This window comes from Segatella bryantii, assembly GCF_022024215.1.
GTDB classification, from domain to species: Bacteria; Bacteroidota; Bacteroidia; order Bacteroidales; family Bacteroidaceae; genus Prevotella; species Prevotella bryantii.
The window spans coordinates 2,019,796-2,037,666 of sequence record NZ_CP091798.1; the positions used below are offsets into that span (position 1 = coordinate 2,019,796).

13 protein-coding genes and 1 pseudogene are annotated in these 17,871 nt (G+C 36.6%); 9 read left to right on the forward strand and 5 right to left on the reverse strand.

Features of this window, described 5'->3' with window-relative positions:
* Window positions 1–18: 18 nt before the first annotated feature.
* From L6471_RS12520 to L6471_RS12535, 4 genes are all read right to left on the reverse strand, one after another.
* Entirely contained in the window at window positions 19–1,413 is a 1,395-nt protein-coding gene (locus L6471_RS12520) for an efflux transporter outer membrane subunit (protein WP_006282111.1), read from the reverse strand.
* Window positions 1,400–4,681, reverse strand: a complete 3,282-nt coding sequence (locus tag L6471_RS12525; RefSeq protein WP_237797428.1) for an efflux RND transporter permease subunit — start codon at window positions 4,679–4,681, stop codon at window positions 1,400–1,402. The genes L6471_RS12520 and L6471_RS12525 overlap by 14 nt, the downstream gene beginning before the upstream one ends.
* A gap of 21 nt (window positions 4,682–4,702) precedes the next feature.
* A complete protein-coding gene (locus L6471_RS12530) occupies window positions 4,703–5,902 on the reverse strand; it encodes an efflux RND transporter periplasmic adaptor subunit (protein ID WP_006282113.1) in 1,200 nt (399 codons plus the stop codon).
* 272 nt (window positions 5,903–6,174) lie between these two features.
* Window positions 6,175–7,641, reverse strand: a complete 1,467-nt coding sequence (locus L6471_RS12535) for a CCA tRNA nucleotidyltransferase (protein ID WP_006282114.1) — start codon at window positions 7,639–7,641, stop codon at window positions 6,175–6,177.
* A gap of 124 nt (window positions 7,642–7,765) precedes the next feature.
* Here L6471_RS12535 and L6471_RS12540 point away from each other — a divergent pair, with 124 nt between their 5' ends.
* The 5 genes and pseudogenes from L6471_RS12540 (at window position 7,766) to L6471_RS12560 (ending at window position 12,609) form a co-directional block, all read left to right on the forward strand.
* Entirely contained in the window at window positions 7,766–8,308 is a 543-nt protein-coding gene (locus L6471_RS12540) for a DUF1599 domain-containing protein (RefSeq protein ID WP_173651754.1), read from the forward strand.
* Between the two features lie 19 nt (window positions 8,309–8,327).
* Window positions 8,328–10,441, forward strand: a pseudogene (locus L6471_RS12545) (BT_3928 family protein).
* A 74-nt stretch (window positions 10,442–10,515) separates the two neighbouring features.
* The gene (locus L6471_RS12550) at window positions 10,516–11,208 is read left to right on the forward strand and encodes an SPOR domain-containing protein (RefSeq protein ID WP_027453320.1); all 693 of its coding nucleotides are present in this window, start codon (window positions 10,516–10,518) and stop codon (window positions 11,206–11,208) included.
* A gap of 34 nt (window positions 11,209–11,242) precedes the next feature.
* Complete coding sequence (gene folE / locus L6471_RS12555) at window positions 11,243–11,839, forward strand: GTP cyclohydrolase I FolE (RefSeq protein ID WP_006282119.1); 597 nt, start codon at window positions 11,243–11,245, stop codon at window positions 11,837–11,839.
* A gap of 17 nt (window positions 11,840–11,856) precedes the next feature.
* Window positions 11,857–12,609: an exodeoxyribonuclease III gene (locus tag L6471_RS12560; RefSeq protein ID WP_006282120.1), complete on the forward strand. Its 753-nt coding sequence runs from the start codon at window positions 11,857–11,859 to the stop codon at window positions 12,607–12,609.
* Between the two features lie 91 nt (window positions 12,610–12,700).
* On the opposite strand, the gene L6471_RS12565 is transcribed toward L6471_RS12560, so the two are convergent.
* The gene (locus tag L6471_RS12565) at window positions 12,701–13,207 is read right to left on the reverse strand and encodes a toxin-antitoxin system YwqK family antitoxin (RefSeq protein ID WP_027453321.1); all 507 of its coding nucleotides are present in this window, start codon (window positions 13,205–13,207) and stop codon (window positions 12,701–12,703) included.
* A gap of 897 nt (window positions 13,208–14,104) precedes the next feature.
* Here L6471_RS12565 and L6471_RS12570 point away from each other — a divergent pair.
* Genes L6471_RS12570 through L6471_RS12585 form a run of 4 tightly spaced genes read left to right on the forward strand, consistent with a single transcriptional unit; the run spans window position 14,105 to window position 17,844 of the window.
* Entirely contained in the window at window positions 14,105–15,325 is a 1,221-nt protein-coding gene (locus L6471_RS12570; protein WP_027453322.1) for a zinc-dependent metalloproteinase lipoprotein, read from the forward strand.
* 18 nt (window positions 15,326–15,343) lie between these two features.
* Entirely contained in the window at window positions 15,344–16,594 is a 1,251-nt protein-coding gene (locus L6471_RS12575) for a 3-phosphoshikimate 1-carboxyvinyltransferase (protein ID WP_237797429.1), read from the forward strand.
* Between the two features lie 4 nt (window positions 16,595–16,598).
* Window positions 16,599–17,033, forward strand: coding sequence for a hypothetical protein (locus L6471_RS12580; protein ID WP_036858046.1), 435 nt, complete (start codon window positions 16,599–16,601; stop codon window positions 17,031–17,033).
* Entirely contained in the window at window positions 17,020–17,844 is an 825-nt protein-coding gene (locus L6471_RS12585; RefSeq protein WP_006282125.1) for a metal ABC transporter permease, read from the forward strand. The genes L6471_RS12580 and L6471_RS12585 overlap by 14 nt, the downstream gene beginning before the upstream one ends.
* The last annotated feature ends 27 nt before the right edge of the window (window positions 17,845–17,871 follow it).

Here is a 17,871-nt window from a genome sequence, read left to right on the forward strand (position 1 = left end):
TTATTTCTTTAAGGATTATTACTTGGCACCACCACCAAGAGCATAATATAAGTTAACAATAGCTTGCATTTTACTGAAGTCATCACTAATCTTTGATAACTGTGCATTAAGGAGTGAAGACTCAGCTGTAATAACCTGAAGATAATTACTACCAGCACTTGCCATCAATTCTCTAGTATCCTCTACATTTTTCTTCAAAGCAGCAATCTGCTTCTCTTCAAGCTTACTCTTTTTGGCAGAAGTATTATAAAGAACAAGAGCATTGCTAACTTCATTGCCTGCACTCAAAACAGAATTTTGCCACGTATTATAAGCCTGTTTATACTGAGCTTCAGATACACGAAGTGCGGCTGTAAGCTTACCATTCTGGAAAATCGGTTGAGCTAAAGATGCTATAGCATTCCAAAGCAGCTTACCCGGATTAACAATAGCATTACCCAAGCTATTGGAAAAAGCACCTGTGGCAGAAATCGTTAATGCAGGATAGAAACTGGCACGAGCTGTCTCTATCGCATAGAAGCAAGATGCCAAATTCATTTCTGCAGCATGAACATCCGCACGGTTATTCAACAATTGAATACCCACTCCAGTAGAGAATGAGGTTGGCAGATTCTGCTGATCTATATCACCTCGAGCTATAGCATGTCCAGACTCTCCCAATACTAACGATAATGAATTCTCGGTAGTACGAATCTGGCGCAATAAATCCTCTTTCTGTGTCAAAACAGAATAATAGTTAGCCTCAGCACTTTGAACAGCTGTAGAACGAATTCCTAATATGGCATCCTTCTGTAATTTATATATTTCCCAAGTATCCTTTGTCAACTTTTCCATATCGTTTACAATCTCAACTTGCTTATCCAACATCAGGAGTGTATAATACATATTAGCAATGTTGGCAATCAAATTAGTTTGTACAGATACTTGATAATCTTTACTCTGCAGAAGCGCTACCTGTGCAGCTCGCTTAGAAGACAAAAGTTTGCCCCACAAATCAACATTCCAGCTAGCATTAATAGGCAAAGTATAAGTTTTGGTTATACCTGACACATCCTGCACTCCTGCCAATGTTCCATTAGGAGTAAAAGTAAAAGAAGGCAAAAAAGACAACTTAGCTGCTTTTAGTTGAGCTTGAGCCATATCTACATTTAATGCAGCATTTAAGAGATCTGGATTATTTTTGAGTCCCTTCTCTATCAATTCTTGCAAATGAGGATCAGTAAACACACTACGCCAAGGCAAATTGGCAAAACTTGTCGTATCAGCAACGGCTAACGTATCAGCAATAGATGCTGTATCGCGTACTAATCCTTTCGTGTTAACATCAGGACGTTCATATTTGCCATACAGAGTCTTGCAGCTACTCAGAGTGAGCGCAGCAAGACCTATAACTACTATATTATTTATTTTCATCTTGATCAAATTGATTAACGTAAGTTTCGAGCTTCTTACAATGCGCATACTGAGCCAACTCAGCTGCAGCGTCAGGATTTTCCTCATCATCAAACTTCAATGGAGTAAGTTTTTCCTGCAACCACTGGAAGATAGCAAACAATGAAGGTACTACAAATAGTTGGACTGCGGTACCAATCAACATACCACCAACAGCAGCAGCTCCCAAAGTCTGGTTACCATACTTACCTACACCAGAAGCGAACATCAAAGGCAACAAACCAACGATCATAGCCAATGAGGTCATCAAAATTGGACGGAGACGAGCTGCAGCACCAAGAATTGCAGAATACTTGATAGCCATACCGGTTCTACGACGTTCCAAAGCAAACTGTACAATCAAAATTGCATTCTTTGCCAACAAACCGATCAACATAATCAAAGATATCTGCATGTAAATATCGTTCGTATGCTGGAAAATCTGAGTAAACGCAAACGCACCAGCCAAACCAAATGGAATAGAGAGAATAACTGACAATGGCAAAATATAACTCTCATACTGAGCACTCAAGATCAAATATACAAAGAGCAAACAGAGAGCAAAAATCAAGCCTGTAGTATTAGAACTTTCAGCCTCTGAACGGGTTAAGCCTGAATATTCATAGCCATAACCAATAGGAAGATTATCTGCAGCCACCTCCTCACAAGCCTGAAGAGCCTGACCTGTAGAATAACCATCTTGTGGTGTAATATTCAAGTTGATAGAAGTAAACAAGTTAAATCGTGAAATATTAGAAGGACCATAAACACGACGCAAAGTAGCAAACTCGCTTACTGGCGACATACCACTAGCAGTTCTTACATAAATATTACTCAAGCCATCTGGTCGCATACGTGACTCAACATCACCCTGAATCATTACACGGAAGAGTTTACCATAGGCATTAAAGTTAGATGCATAAAGACCACCATAATAACCTTGCATAGTAGAGAGCACTGCAGAAGGAGAAGTTCCAGCCTGCTTACATTTTGCAACATCTACATCAACCATATACTGTGGATAGTTGGCGTTGTAAGTTGTCATAGCAGTCTTTATCTCTGGACGCTTATTCAATTCTGCTAAATAAGATTTAGTGATATTAAAGAATTTATTCAAATCACCACCAGTCTTATCCTGCAAAGTCATCGTAATACCATTACTAACAGAGAAACCAGGAATCATAGGTGGACCAAATGCCAAGATCTGTGCATCTTTAATCATAGCAGCCTGCTTGTAGATCATACCCAATACACTAGTATTTTCCAATGGGTTAACTACAGCACGCATAGGGTCACCTGAAACTATAGCCTTAATCTTATCAAAGAAACCGTTAGAACGTTCTTCAAAAGGTTTCAATTTCAAAATAAAGGTTGCCTGATCGGATCCCTGTCCTGCAATAAAGTTATAACCTACAATCTGTTCACGACGTTGAATAGCAGGGTTATTAGCAAACATCTTATCAATCTGGTCGGCAATTTCCTGCGTACGCTCCTGACTAGTTCCTGGAGCTGCAGAAACCATCACGAACAATGTACCTGTATCTTCATCAGGAACAAGACCTGTACGAGTAGTTCTCATCAAAACGACCAAAGCCACAATACCGACAACAACAGAAACAACAGTTATTAAACTATGATTAATAACACGTTCAACACCCTTCTTATACTTATTTGTCAGATTCTCAAAAGAACGGTTGAAACCAGCATGGAAACGATCCAAAAAACTTGTTTTACCATGCTCTTTATCATTGGCATGCGGCTTCAGCAATATCGCACAAAGTGCAGGAGACAAAGTCAATGCATTGATTGCAGAGATTACGATAGAAATAGCCATGGTAACACCAAACTCACGATAGAATGTACCACTAGTACCACTAATAAATGATACAGGGACAAACACAGCAGACATTACCAATGTAATAGAGATAATAGCACCGCTAATTTCATTCATTGCATCGATAGATGCAGTCAACGCACTCTGATATCCCTGATCAAGTTTAGCATGAACAGCCTCAACAACAACGATAGCATCATCCACAACAATGGCAATAGCAAGCAACATAGCAGACAACACCAATAAGTTGATAGAGAAACCAAATATCCACAAGAACAAGAATGTACCCATCAATGCCACAGGAACGGCAATCATTGGAATCAAAGTACTACGGAAATCCTGCAAGAAAATATATACTACCAAGAATACCAAGCCCAAAGTAATGAACAAGGTCATAACAACCTCTTCGATAGAAGCAAACAAGAATTCAGTAACATCCTGTTCAAAAGTAACTTCCATGCCAGGAGGCATAGCTTTCTGAGCATCTGCCAAAGCTGCTTTTACATCATTAGCAATCTGTGTAGCATTGGAACCAGCAATCTGCTGAACCATACCAAGCACAGCTGGCTGTCCATTATTCTTCAAGAATACATTATATTGAAGACCACCAAGTTCTATTTTTGCTACATCTTTCAAATAAAGAGTCTCACCTGTAGTCTTACTATTCAAGATTATATTCTCATACTCTGGTACTGTTGATAAACGGCCCTTGTAACGAAGAGTGTACTCGTAAGCCATATCACTCTGTTCACCAAAAGAACCAGGAGCAGCTTCAATATTCTGTTCAGCTAAAGCTGCAGTAATATCTGAAGGTATCAGACCATATTCCTTCATTTTATCAGGCTTCAGCCAAATACGCATTGAATAATTCTGTGTAGAAGGAGTCTGCACATCACCTACACCAGAGATACGTTTAATCAGTGGTACAATATTAATATTATTGTAGTTGGTAAGAAACTTACCATCATAGCGACCGTCTTCTGTTGTCAAAGAATACATAATAACGTTAGAACTCTGACGTTTAGAGACGGTAACACCTACCTGAGTAACTTCGGAAGGCAGTAAGGCCTGTGCCTGAGATACACGGTTTTGAACATTGACAGCAGCCATATTTGGATCTGAACCCTGTTCAAAGTAAACAGTAATCATTGCAGAACCAGCATTGGTAGCTGTAGACGTCATATAAGTCATGTGCTCCACACCATTAATACTCTCTTCCAAAGGAGTAATAACAGAGTTCATTACGGTTTTAGCATCCGCACCTGTATAGGTAGTCTGAACAACAATGGTTGGAGGAGCGATATCAGGATATTGCTCTATAGGCAGAGATATCAATCCGATGGTACCCAATAAGACGAAGAAGATAGAAATCACCGTCGATAGTACCGGTCGTTTTATGAAGTTTGTAAATGTCATAATTTTGTTCTAATACCTTAATTATTTTGTCATAGCTTCAATAAAGCCCTTAGCAGTTCCTTGTTTTTTGGCTAACTCTGCAGCCTCATCAAGTTGTTTCTGATACTGAGCTTCCGTAATAGGCTTAATAGCCATACCATCATTCAATTTCGTAATACCCTTGCTTACGAAACGATCACCCACATGCAAGCCACTGGTAACAATATAATTCTTACCATCATTCTGAGGATTTACAGTAATCTCTGTATATTTCACTTTGCTATCCTTAGTTACCACATAGACAAAGAATTTATCCTGAACTTCTACTGTAGCTTCTTGAGGAATGATAATCTGATTTTGACTGCCCTTGATATTAGGAATAATAATCTTACCAGCACCACCACTCTTCAATAAACGATTTGGATTAGCAAAATGAGCTATCAAAGAAATAGAACCTGTAGTAGCATCAATAACACCGCTCATCTTAACAACTTTACCTGGCTGATTATACACGGTACCGTCAGCCAACTGAAGTTTTACTGATGGAAAAGAAGATATTGCACCTTGTACATTTCCAGCCGTCTTTGTAAGATTGAGTATCTCACTTTCTGACATAGAGAAGAAAACCTCAACTGTACTTACGTCAGATATTGTTGTTAATGCTTCTTGACTTGAAGAACTAACCAAAGCACCGACCTTATAAGGTAAACTACCTACAACACCAGATGCAGGGCTCTTAACATAACAGAAATCCAACATTTCCTTAGCAGAAGCCAAAGATGCCTCAGCCTGAGCAACACTAGCCTTTGCTGTCATGTAAGAATTCTGAGCTGTAGAAAGCTCATACTGACCAATTACATTCTTTTCGAACAATTTTTTATTGTTTTCATAGGTCAACTTAGCAGTATTCATCTGTGAGCGTGCGGTATTTACAGCAGCTTGCGCTTGACGTACAGATGCCTGATATGTTTCATTGTCTATTTCAAATAATATTTGGCCCGCAGAAACACGTTGTCCCTCATGAACATAAACTTTAGTTATGAAACCAGATACTTTTGGACGAACTTCAACATCCTGAATACCTTTGATTGTAGCAGGATATGTCGTCTGTAAATCAGCATTAGATACGCCTGCAGTGCGTACCGCAAACGAATTATCTGCCGGCAACTGCTGACTTTGCCCACCACAAGATGACAATACAGCAACAACAGCTGCAAGGAATAAATAACTTTTAATTTTCATACCTATTTATAGTTTTAATATTAACTACTAAAATAAAAATTTTATCCTAAATAGAAAACTAAGATGTCTCTATTAGTTTTTTCACAGCAAAGTTACTATAATTATCAATATGTTAAAAACGAAATACACATCCTTTAACACAAAAAAGAAAAAAAGAACACATATTTTAACGTATGGATAACGTTAAAAGCACTTTATTGCTACCAAAAATCAAATTGTTTGACGAGAATATTTTAAAAAAATCAACCAAACTATTCGTGTAACAGATGGAATTAGAGTAATCCCATCTGTTTTGCTTTATCCCGAAGTAACAGTAGAAGAGGTTCTCTTTCATTAGCTACTTTATTGTCAAGAACAGCATCTTTTAAGGTCTGTTTAAGAGTACCAACCTCACGAGATGGTACTAAATGGAACATTTCCATGATTTCATTACCATCAATTACCGGCTGCAAAAGTCGCTTATAATCTTTCTCCTTCAACTCTGCTAATTTTTCTCTCACAACACGGAAATTATCTAAAAAATGCTGCTTTCTAATTGCATTTTTACTTGTTATATCAGCTTCACACAACATCATGAGATCATCAATATCATCGCCAGCATCATTGAGAAGACGCCGTACTGCACTATCAGTAACTTCTTCATCAGCAATAACAATCGGACGCATATGTAGCTCGACCATTTTCTGAACGTATTTCATTTCTGCTCCCATAGGCAATTTCATACGACGGAAAATTGAAGGTATCATCTTCGCACCCAAAAAGTTATGATTATGAAATGTCCATCCTGCGACATTATCCCAACGCTTACTTTTTGGTTTTCCTATATCATGGAACAAAGCAGCCCATCTCAACCAAAGTTTCGTATTAATAGATACAATTTTCGGTTCTACTTCATTTTTAGCGAGTTGAGCTTTACAAACATTTTCCAACACTTCAAGTGTATGGTCAAAATTATTTTTATGCCCTCTTCCATTACGTATTTCTACGACATCCATGATATCCAGCTCAGGAATAATCAATTTAAGAAGACCTGTTTCATGCAAATAATAAAGCCCCACACTAGGATGTGGAGAAAGCATAATTTTGTTCAACTCATCTGCGATACGTTCTGCACTTATAATTTTCAATCGATCTGCATTTCTAGATAGAGCTTCATAAGTAACATCTTCTATTTGAAAATTTAATTGAGTTGCAAAACGAATACAACGCATCATTCGAAGCGGATCATCAGAAAAAGTGACATCAGGATCTAATGGTGTAGCGATAATACCATCCTCCATATCAAGAAGCCCATCAAAAGGATCTACCAACTCGCCAAAACGTTCTTTGTTCAAACATACAGCTAAAGCATTAATTGTAAAGTCGCGACGATTCTGATCATCATCTAAAGTTCCATTTTCAACAATAGGTTTACGAGAATCATGACTATAGCTTTCTTTTCTAGCTCCAACAAATTCCACTTCCATACCCTTGTACTTCACTTGGGCTGTACCGAAATTTTTAAAAACTGAAATATGCGCTTTTTTACCTAATTCTTGACGTAGCTTCTCCGCTACAGCTATACCACTACCAACAACTACCACATCTATATCATTGGAAGGGCGCTCTAGAAACAAATCACGTACATAACCTCCAACAACATAACACTCAAGTTGCAAGCTATCTGCAGCATATGATATCTTGTGGAAAATGTCTTTATCGAGTATTTTTGCCAAATCGGCATTTGAAAGATTTCTCATATTTTTTATTTGAATTTGCAAAGTTAATGATTATAAATGAAAAATGGAAATTTTCATTTTTCATTTTTCATTTTCATTTCTCATTTATTATATGTATCTTTGCAGCAAATTATATAAAAAGATTATGTCTGAAATATCAAATACAGAACAACAATTTAGAGAAATCATGCAAGAATGCCGCACTCTTTTCGAAAAGAAATTACATGACTACGGTGCTTCTTGGAGAATTCTCAGACCATCTTCACTGACCGACCAACTTTTCATTAAGGCCAAGCGTATAAGATCACTAGAAATTCAGCGAGAATCGCTTGTAGGCGAAGGCATTCGCCCAGAATTTATAGCCCTTATCAACTATGGAATCGTTGGACTCATTCAACTCGAAAATGGATTTGCCGACCAAATTGACATGACACCAAAGCAGGCTATAGCTCTTTATGACAAACATGCTCAAGAAGCGTTGGAACTAATGCTGAAAAAAAATCATGATTATAACGAAGCTTGGCGCTCTATGCGCACAACAAGCTACACCGACTTTATTTTAACCAAAATCGAACGAGTTAAAGAGATTGAAAATATACAAGGAGCAACTCTTGTCTCAGAAGGTATTGACGCTAACTACATGGACATTATCAACTATGCTGTTTTTGGCGCAATAAAACTAAAGTAAAATATAATAAAATAGATAAATGGCTATAGAAAATACAAACAATAAAATAAAGTCAAGCCCATCTGCAAAGGATAGAGTTCTGACCTCTATTGTTTTTCTATGTAGAATAATCATAGCCATTACCTTTATTTTCTCAGGATACGTAAAAGCTATTGATCCTATAGGAACCCAATATAAGATTGACGACTATTTGGCTGCCATCAATTTACAGGGTACTATTCCCGATTGGATTACTTTGCTAGCTTCGGTTGCTATATCTAACCTTGAGTTTTGCATCGGTGTATTTCTTCTCTTTGCCATTCGCCGCAAACTTATTTCACGCGTCTGTTTGGCATTTATGGTCATCATGACATTATTAACCATATGGTTGGTATGGGCTAATCCAATAAAAGATTGTGGTTGCTTTGGAGATGCTATCAAACTCACCAACGGACAAACACTACTAAAAAATATCATATTATTAGTCTGTGCCATCATTGTTTATAAATGGCCAAGGCAGATGATCAGATTCATTTCCAAATCAAATCAATGGATTGTCATCAACTACACCATTCTTTTCATCTTCATATCAAGTTCTTATTGTCTATACAAATTACCAATAATTGATTTTAGGCCTTATCATGTTGGCGCTAATATAATAGAAGGCATGCAAATACCTGCAGGTGCTAAGCAGCCACAATTTGAGACTATATTCATTATGGAAAAGAATGGAATCCAAAAAGAGTTTACCCTAGATCATTACCCAGACTCTACGTGGACTTTTGTTGATAGTAAGACCACACAAACAGAAGAAGGATATATTCCCCCTATTCATGATTTTTTTATACAAGATCATAAAACAGGAGAAGATATCTCTACGCAAATACTTCATAACAAAGGATATACTTTTATACTCATCTCACCACATGTAGAACAAGCTAGTGATTCTAATTTTGGAGATATCGAGTTAATCTATGAATATGCTCAAGATCACAACATTGCATTTATCGGACTTACTGCTAGTGATAGTTTGGCCATTGAAAAATGGAGAAATATTACAGGTGCAGAATATCCTTTCTACACAGCAGATGAAACTACACTAAAAACAATGATTAGAAGTAATCCTGGACTCATGCTGATAAAAAATGGAACGATCATAAAAAAATGGAGTCACAACGATTTACCAGATAAGGAGCAACTCAGCAAGCCTCTGTCACATTCTGATATTGGAAAACTAAAAAAAGATAACATTCCTACAAAGATACTAACGATTATAATATGGTTTATTTTACCATTATTTCTTTTGACATTAGCAGACAGGCTATGGGCTTGGTCAAAATGGATAAAACAGAAAGAGAATTCTAACAAGATATATCAACTTTTAAAACAAAAAAAATGAGAAAGAAAATCGTAGCAGGTAACTGGAAAATGAACATGAACCTGCAGGAAGGTGTAGCTCTTGCTACTGAACTTAAAGAAGCTTTGGCTGCAGAAAAGCCAAACTGTGAGGTAATCATCGGAACTCCATTCATTCACCTTGCTTCTGTAAGCGAGTTGTTGAAAGATAGCGTTGTTGCTGTAAGTGCTGAAAACTGTGCTAACAAAGAAAAGGGTGCATTCACAGGTGAGGTTAGTGCTGCTATGGTAAAAAGTACCGGTGCAGAATACGTTATCCTTGGGCACTCAGAGCGCCGTGAATACTACAACGAAACTCCAGAAATTTTGAAGGAGAAAGTAGACCTCGCTTTGGCTAATGGCTTGAAGGTTATCTTCTGCATCGGTGAGAGTCTTGCACAACGTGAGGCAAACGAGCAGGAAGCAGTTTGCAAGGCTGAACTCGCAGGTAGCGTTTTCCACCTCACAGCAGAACAGTGGAAGAACATCGTAATCGCTTACGAACCAATTTGGGCTATCGGTACAGGTAAAACCGCTACTGCAGAGCAAGCAGAAGAGATTCACGCATACATCCGCAGCTGCGTAGCTGAGGTTTATGGCAAGGAAGCTGCAGAGAACACTTCTATACTCTATGGTGGCTCATGCAAAGCTAGCAATGCACCAGAGTTGTTCGCTAAACCAGATATCGATGGTGGTTTGATTGGTGGTGCTTCTTTGAAATGCGCTGACTTCAAGGGTATCATCGACGCTTGGAAATAATACCATATACCTTCAGGCTATCTCTACTGGTTAGCCTGAAGGTCATTTATTTGCTCATAAAACATTCACAAAGTATGAAAAAATTCGTAATCATATTGTTTATAGCCATGACATCAGCTGTTTCTATTTCAGCTCAGACATTCATGGACCATCTTCAAAAGAAGACCCAAGGTCAAGGAACAGTTACGGTTACTCAAAGCAAAGAGATAAACGACTTAGTGAATGGCAACAACAATCAAAAAACACTACTGCAAACAAGTTCAAAGACTGTGTCTGATAAGATATCAAACACAGAAAAAAAGAAACAGATTGTAGAACCACAACATTCTACTAAGGAACATCAATCCCAGGAATCGGTCAACCCTATAAAAGAGAATAAAGAAACGCCCCAAACCATTATCAACAAAGAGAATCATCAGAATAACAACAAGAAAGCCGACTCGCTAGATGATGATTTTTCTATCCCGACTGTTGATATGAGAAAGAAAATTATGGCTAGAAGCCATAAAATAACGGGATACCGTGTACAGGCTTTCGCTGGAGGAAATACAAGAAATGACAGGCAAAAAGCCGAACAAATAGGAAGTAATATCAAAATGAATTTTCCGGATCAACCGGTATACGTGCACTTTTACTCTCCAAGATGGATTTGCCGAGTTGGCAATTACAAAAGTTTTGCGGAAGCAAATCGAATGCTTAAAGCTATCAAAAAATTAGGCTACAGCTCAGCAAGTATCGTAAAAGGTAAAATCACAGTTCAATACTAAAGATTCGAATCAATAAATAAAGTAAACAATAACAATGAATCCAGAAACAGAATTTCGCGAGGGATTAGACGAACTCGCAAATCACTATAAAGAAGTATTAAAGCTTTTAGGTGAAAATCCAGATAGAGAAGGATTAGCAAAAACTCCGATGCGTGTTGCTAAAGCAATGCAGATACTAACTAGAGGATATACGCAAGATCCTCATAAAGTTCTAACAGATGCACTCTTTGAAGAAGAAAAGTATAATCAGATGGTTATCGTAAAAGATATTGATTTCTTCTCAATGTGTGAGCACCATATCCTCCCATTCTATGGCAAGGTACACGTAGCTTACATTCCTAACAAATACATCACAGGATTAAGCAAAGTAGCAAGAGTCGTTGATATCTTCAGTCATCGTCTACAAGTTCAAGAACGCCTAACCCAACAAATTAAAGACTGTATCCAGAATACCCTTCACCCACAAGGTGTTATGGTTGTAATAGAAGCCAAACATATGTGCATGCAGATGCGAGGCGTTGAAAAACAAAATTCTATTACTACAACAAGTGCATTCAGTGGTGCTTTTGAACAAGCAAAAACCCGAGAAGAATTTATGAATCTTCTTCGTGGAGAGTCTAAGAGAATCTAAGAATCCAAGCCAATAGTATGAAATTAATATCGTGGAATGTTAACGGATTAAGAGCCTGTGTAACTAAAGGATTTAAAGAAACTTTTAAATCCTTTGATGCCGATTTTTTCTGTATCCAAGAAACAAAGATGCAAGAAGGGCAATTAGATTTGCAGTTTGACGGCTATGAATCTTTTTGGAATTATGCAGATAAAAAAGGATATTCCGGAACTGCAATTTACGCAAAGACGAAACCGCTAAACGTAACTTATGGCATTGACATAGACGATCATAATCATGAAGGCAGAGTTATCACTTTAGAATATGATAACTTCTTTCTAGTAACGGTTTACACACCAAACTCACAAAATGAGTTAAAACGCCTCAACTACAGAATGATTTGGGAAAAGGACTTTCAAACTTATCTTCATAAACTTGATAAGAGGAAACCAATAATCGTCTGTGGTGATATGAATGTGGCCCATCAAGAAATCGATATCAAGAATCCTAAAACCAATCACAAGAGTGCAGGATTCACTGATGAAGAAAGAGAAAAGATGACACAACTCCTTTCAAATGGCTTCACAGATACCTTCAGATTCAAATATCCAGAGCAAATAACATACTCATGGTGGTCGTACAGATTTCGTGCTAGAGAGAAAAATGCTGGATGGCGCATTGACTATTTCCTTGTTTCTGATAGGATTAAAGAAAAAGTTTTAGATGCTAAAATACACACAGATATCATGGGCAGCGATCACTGTCCCGTAGAACTTACAATTGAACTTTAAATCAACTACACTTATAAAACAGGAAAAGGTGTGCCTAATGGCACACCTTTATTATTGAATCTCTAGTGGTTATGAACAAAATTTATCGTATTTATAAGAGAGATTTTATCTCGTCCATTGAATGTTTCTCGACAGTACCATCACTTCTAGTGATAGTGAAATAATCATAAGCAGACTTTCCATTAACAAATCGTACAACAGCAACACCACCATCACGAAGCTGTAATGTAAAGTATCCATGACGCTGACCATTTACATACATACCGTGCCATTTCTCTTTACCATTCTTATAATATGTGGTAACTTCACCATTGAATACGGTATTCTTGTCATTAGCTAAATCTATAAAGCTATATCCACCTTCTGCACGAAGATTACCATTCATATAGAAATCCTGGAATACATCCTGCTTTTTAAGACCTTTACCTGTTGTCATCAGCAATCTATAATAACTAGCTTGATCTGCGTGAGCAACATTAATCATATTCTCTGCATAATATATTGTATCTGCAACTACTGTTGCATTTTCAACATGCTTACGAGCAAAACTTGCTATAGTGAGCATTGCCAAAACTGAAAGTAATAATACACGTTTCATAATCATATAGTTTTTAGGTTCTTAATCAGATATTGTTTTTATTTCTATTGCAAATATAGTGTATATTTCTCAAATTTCGTTATTTCTTTAACACTATTTTATACATTTTTTTCAACCATATCTAAGCTGTTATTTTTAAATGTACTTTTAATTTAAAATATCTATTTTTAAGGGTAAATAGTTACTATTTGTAAATTTCACAGTTACATATATAGCTAAAAATAGTGTCTCAAAATCATTTTAGACAAAATTCTATCTAAATATCGGACAAATCATTTTAAAAGGTAGAAATAATTACTTACAGTTTAAAGCTGTCTTTTTGTAAACTTTTTATACCTTACACAAAACTATAACATTTTACTCTCATTTTTATTCAAACTTATAACTACAAAACCATCAAATGTATCAAAATGAAAATAATTAGGCCTCTCAGATTAACATTGATTAATTCCCCGTAGTTTCTACAATATATTTTCCAACCAAAAACTTACTAAAATCTTTCTGTAAATAGCTGAAATTTTACGAGTAAATACAAAATTCGCATTCCACAGGCCAACAAAATCTAGCATTTTTGGGCTGAAAGCTTAATCAACAAAATGTAAAAAATGATTAAAAAGTATGTAAATGCTGATTTAAAAGAATATTTGTACTTTAGTATCTGATTCCAGTGCATTTTTAATTAATTGGTCAGCAACTGTTCGACGATTATCATTTTAACAGTATTCTATGCATCAATATTACATCCACATATCAAAAAAGAACAAAAGCAAGTATAAGTTATTTTTTTGTTAAATTTCTTTATGACTACAAGATGTTGAGTTAATGAATTTTCAGTAGTTTCTTTGCTCCTTTAACCAAAAAAAATTGTATTTTTGCATTATACAATAATAAAGAGGTATGAAATATCATTTTTTTCTCTCCATCATTACACTGCTTATAATTTGTTCTTCGTGCTCAAAAAATACTACAGAAGAGCTTGATGATAGTATATATACCATAGATTCAGATAATACAACTGGAAACAAAGATGGACAAAGTCATCAAGATCAGGATACCATATCTGCTAATAATATTACAGACAGCTATCGATATCAGCTACCTGTAATATTTCATATTCTATATACGAATGAAGCAGAAAAAGACAGCTTACCTCCAGAACGCTTTACTACAATTCTGAAGAATGTAAACGATCTGTACAAAGGTAATATATATAATTCGCAAAGTGTGGACCTTGGCATTGACTTTGTCATGGCTACCCATAATGAACAAGGAGAACTGCTAAAAAATTCAGGTATAGAATATATTCACTGGAATAGCGATTCTATTTCACCGTCAGAGTTCATGAAAAATTCGACGGGTAAATATAAATCCCTAATCTGGGAACCTAACGACTATATCAATATTATGGTCTACCCTTTCAAGACAGATACAACCAAGTCTACCACGACTTTAGGTATCTCTCATTTGCCATATACAACAACAGAACACAAACTGGAAGGATTATCTGTTAAAGATGGCCAAGTGACAAAAGACAATATAAAATTTGCCTATTGCTCATCCATCAATAGTAAATATGCCCAAAAGTCCTCTGACTCTTGGAGGTATACACAGAATAAGCGTAACCCAAATTGGAACATCAACTCTAGTACAGTTGACATAAGTGTAACTCTTGCACATGAATTAGGACATTATCTAGGATTACATCATGTATTTGCAGATGATGGAGATGATAAACTTGTAGACAAGGAAGAAGATACAGATTATTGTAAAGACACACCTTCATACAATCGTGTAACATACACAGCCCAACTGACAGAAAGAGTATTGGAAATGAACGAATATAACAAACAAAACTTGAATATTGAAGGGTTGACTATTGATAATTTTTATGAATTAGTGAATAGAACCAACCAAGACTCTACGTTCCAATCACACAATCTCATGGATTATTCTTTTAGCCACAGCGATCTCTTTACTCAGGAACAAAGAGATCGAATTAGAAATGTATTATACTATAGCCCACTAATTCCTGGCCCGAAAAAGAATTCTAACGCAGTATCAGTAACAAGAGCTACCAACAACGAGATATTCGATCTGCCTATTCATGTAGCAAGATAACAAAATAATTGAACTTCGATGAAATCATACACAATAAATGCACCCCAACAAATAGATGCAACTATAGAATTGCCAGCCAGTAAAAGTATTAGCAATCGTGCACTCATCATATACGCACTATCACACGGCGGGATTCTCCCCAAAAATCTTTCAGACTGTGATGATACGGAGGTCATCATAGCTGCTTTAAAAAATAGCCCTGACATTATCGATATCAAAGCAGCCGGAACTGCCATGCGTTTCATGACAGCTTTTCTGTCATCTACTCTTGGTTCACATACTATTACAGGAACCGAAAGAATGCAACATCGTCCTATCAAAATACTTGTTGATGCATTAAAGTCACTTGGCGCCAATATTTCGTATATAAAAGAAGATGGATTTCCACCACTTCACATCACAGGGAAACAACTTACCGGAGGACATTTGCAAATTCCAGGAAATATAAGTTCTCAATATATTTCAGCTCTATTAATGATTGGACCAATTCTTAAACAAGGATTAGAACTTGAACTTTCCGGTGAAATTGTGTCTCGACCTTATATAAACATGACACTTAAAATTATGGCATATTTTGGAGCAGAAGCACAATGGGAAAGCGAGAATATTATCAAAGTATCACCAAAACCATATATTAACAAAGCGTATCTTGTTGAAAATGACTGGAGTGGCAGTTCATATTGGTACGAAATTATGGCTCTTTGCAAAGATGACCAGGCTAAAATACATCTTACCGGGCTGTTCAGGAATTCACTCCAAGGCGATTCTGTAATTCAGGATATCTTTGCTAAGTTAGGAGTACGCACTGTTTTTGAAGAATCAGGTACTGATGCAACAACAACAGTTACACTAACCAAAACTCCATACCATTTAGAGTCGTTTACATACGATTTTACAAAATGTCCAGATTTAGCACAGACCGTAGTTGTAACTTGCTGCGAATTGGGTATAAAATTCCATTTTACAGGATTAGCAAGTCTGAAAATTAAAGAAACCGATCGTATAGAAGCTCTCAAAATAGAACTAAGAAAACTTGGTTTTATACTGCATGATGAGCACGATGATACTTTAATTTGGAATGGCGATAGATGTGAAGCGTCCATGGCACCGATAGATACTTATGAAGACCATCGTATGGCTATGGCTTTTGCACCAACTTGCTTTGTTCATAAGAATCTGTTGATGAATAATCCACAAGTAGTCAGCAAATCATACCCACACTTTTGGGATGATCTACGACAGGCAAATTTTATAATCAAACAAAATTAACACAATGTGGGTATTAATCGGTTCACTAGCTTTTCTAGGTATTATTGCAGCCTTGTTCGGCTATATATCAAACAGGAAAGGAGAAAGTCAAATTATTATAGCTCCCTCAACAGCCAACTGCGCTACCTGCAGTGGTTCTAACCCTAAATGCGAACAAGAATGCGTCATGGAAGCTGCGACCAAAGAAATAGAATATTTCGATGACGAAGAACTTGATCAGTTCAAACATAAAGCATCTGATAGCTATACAAATGAAGAAGTCGAGCTATTTTCAGACATTATGTACACCATGAGACCAGAAGAGGTAAAAGCGTGGAACAGAAGTTTGATATTACGAGAGATTAATTTTCCAAATCCTCTGAAAGATGAGTTAATTGCACTTATAGAAGATGCAAACTCTACAAACGATAAAAACGACAAAAAACATGAGTATATTTGAATATACATTTTTCCAGAATGCACTAATCGGTTCTCTACTAGCCAGCATACTCTGCGGATTCATTGGTACCTATATCGTTACCCGCAGATTGGTATTCATTAGTGGTGGTATCACTCATGCCTCTTTTGGTGGAATAGGCATTGGTGTCATTTTGGGAATCAGTCCGATTTGGAGTGCCATGTTTTTCTCTATCATGAGCGCCTTTGGTGTTCAGTGGATTTCCCGAAAAGGAGGTGTACGAGAAGATTCTGCAATTGCTCTTTTTTGGACACTTGGCATGAGTATCGGAATTATATGCTGCTTTCTTACTCCAGGATTTATGCCTGATCTTTCATCGTTTCTATTTGGCAACATATTAACGATAGAAAGTTGCGACCTCATACTTCTAGGTATATTGGCAGCTGTGGTAACCTTACTTTTTACTTTCTTTTTAAGACCTATACAAAGTATTGCATTCGATCGTACTTTTGCTCGTTCACAACACCTACCTGTAACTTTCATCGAATATCTCATGATGGCTCTCATCGCGATGACCATTGTGTCAACACTACGAATGGTGGGTATCGTTTTAGCTATAAGTCTGCTGACTATACCACAGATGACAGCAAATCTTTATACATACTCTTATAAAAAGATGATTCTACTCAGCATCATTATCGGATGGATAGACTGCCTTATGGGACTTGGCATCAGTTACCAGTTAAATGTTCCTTCTGGAGCGTCCATAATCTTTGTAAGCATCATCATGTACATCATGATGAAAATAGAAAGATTAATTCATCAAAAATATCATAAAAGCATTAGAATTTGAAAATTAGAATTTCACATATTAAACTAC

What these genes read in the sequence shown, in the direction of transcription:
- L6471_RS12525 (WP_237797428.1), bottom strand. Translation starts at nt 4,681, where the DNA reads ATGACATTTACAAACTTCATAAAACGACCGGTACTATCGACGGTGATT.
- L6471_RS12520 (WP_006282111.1), bottom strand. Translation starts at nt 1,413, where the DNA reads ATGAAAATAAATAATATAGTAGTTATAGGTCTTGCTGCGCTCACTCTG.
- L6471_RS12570 (WP_027453322.1), top strand. Translation starts at nt 14,105, where the DNA reads ATGAAATATCATTTTTTTCTCTCCATCATTACACTGCTTATAATTTGT.
- folE (WP_006282119.1), top strand. Translation starts at nt 11,243, where the DNA reads ATGAATCCAGAAACAGAATTTCGCGAGGGATTAGACGAACTCGCAAAT.
- L6471_RS12540 (WP_173651754.1), top strand. Translation starts at nt 7,766, where the DNA reads ATGTCTGAAATATCAAATACAGAACAACAATTTAGAGAAATCATGCAA.
- L6471_RS12580 (WP_036858046.1), top strand. Translation starts at nt 16,599, where the DNA reads ATGTGGGTATTAATCGGTTCACTAGCTTTTCTAGGTATTATTGCAGCC.
- L6471_RS12585 (WP_006282125.1), top strand. Translation starts at nt 17,020, where the DNA reads ATGAGTATATTTGAATATACATTTTTCCAGAATGCACTAATCGGTTCT.
- L6471_RS12550 (WP_027453320.1), top strand. Translation starts at nt 10,516, where the DNA reads ATGAAAAAATTCGTAATCATATTGTTTATAGCCATGACATCAGCTGTT.
- L6471_RS12560 (WP_006282120.1), top strand. Translation starts at nt 11,857, where the DNA reads ATGAAATTAATATCGTGGAATGTTAACGGATTAAGAGCCTGTGTAACT.
- L6471_RS12535 (WP_006282114.1), bottom strand. Translation starts at nt 7,641, where the DNA reads ATGAGAAATCTTTCAAATGCCGATTTGGCAAAAATACTCGATAAAGAC.
- L6471_RS12575 (WP_237797429.1), top strand. Translation starts at nt 15,344, where the DNA reads ATGAAATCATACACAATAAATGCACCCCAACAAATAGATGCAACTATA.
- L6471_RS12565 (WP_027453321.1), bottom strand. Translation starts at nt 13,207, where the DNA reads ATGAAACGTGTATTATTACTTTCAGTTTTGGCAATGCTCACTATAGCA.
- L6471_RS12530 (WP_006282113.1), bottom strand. Translation starts at nt 5,902, where the DNA reads ATGAAAATTAAAAGTTATTTATTCCTTGCAGCTGTTGTTGCTGTATTG.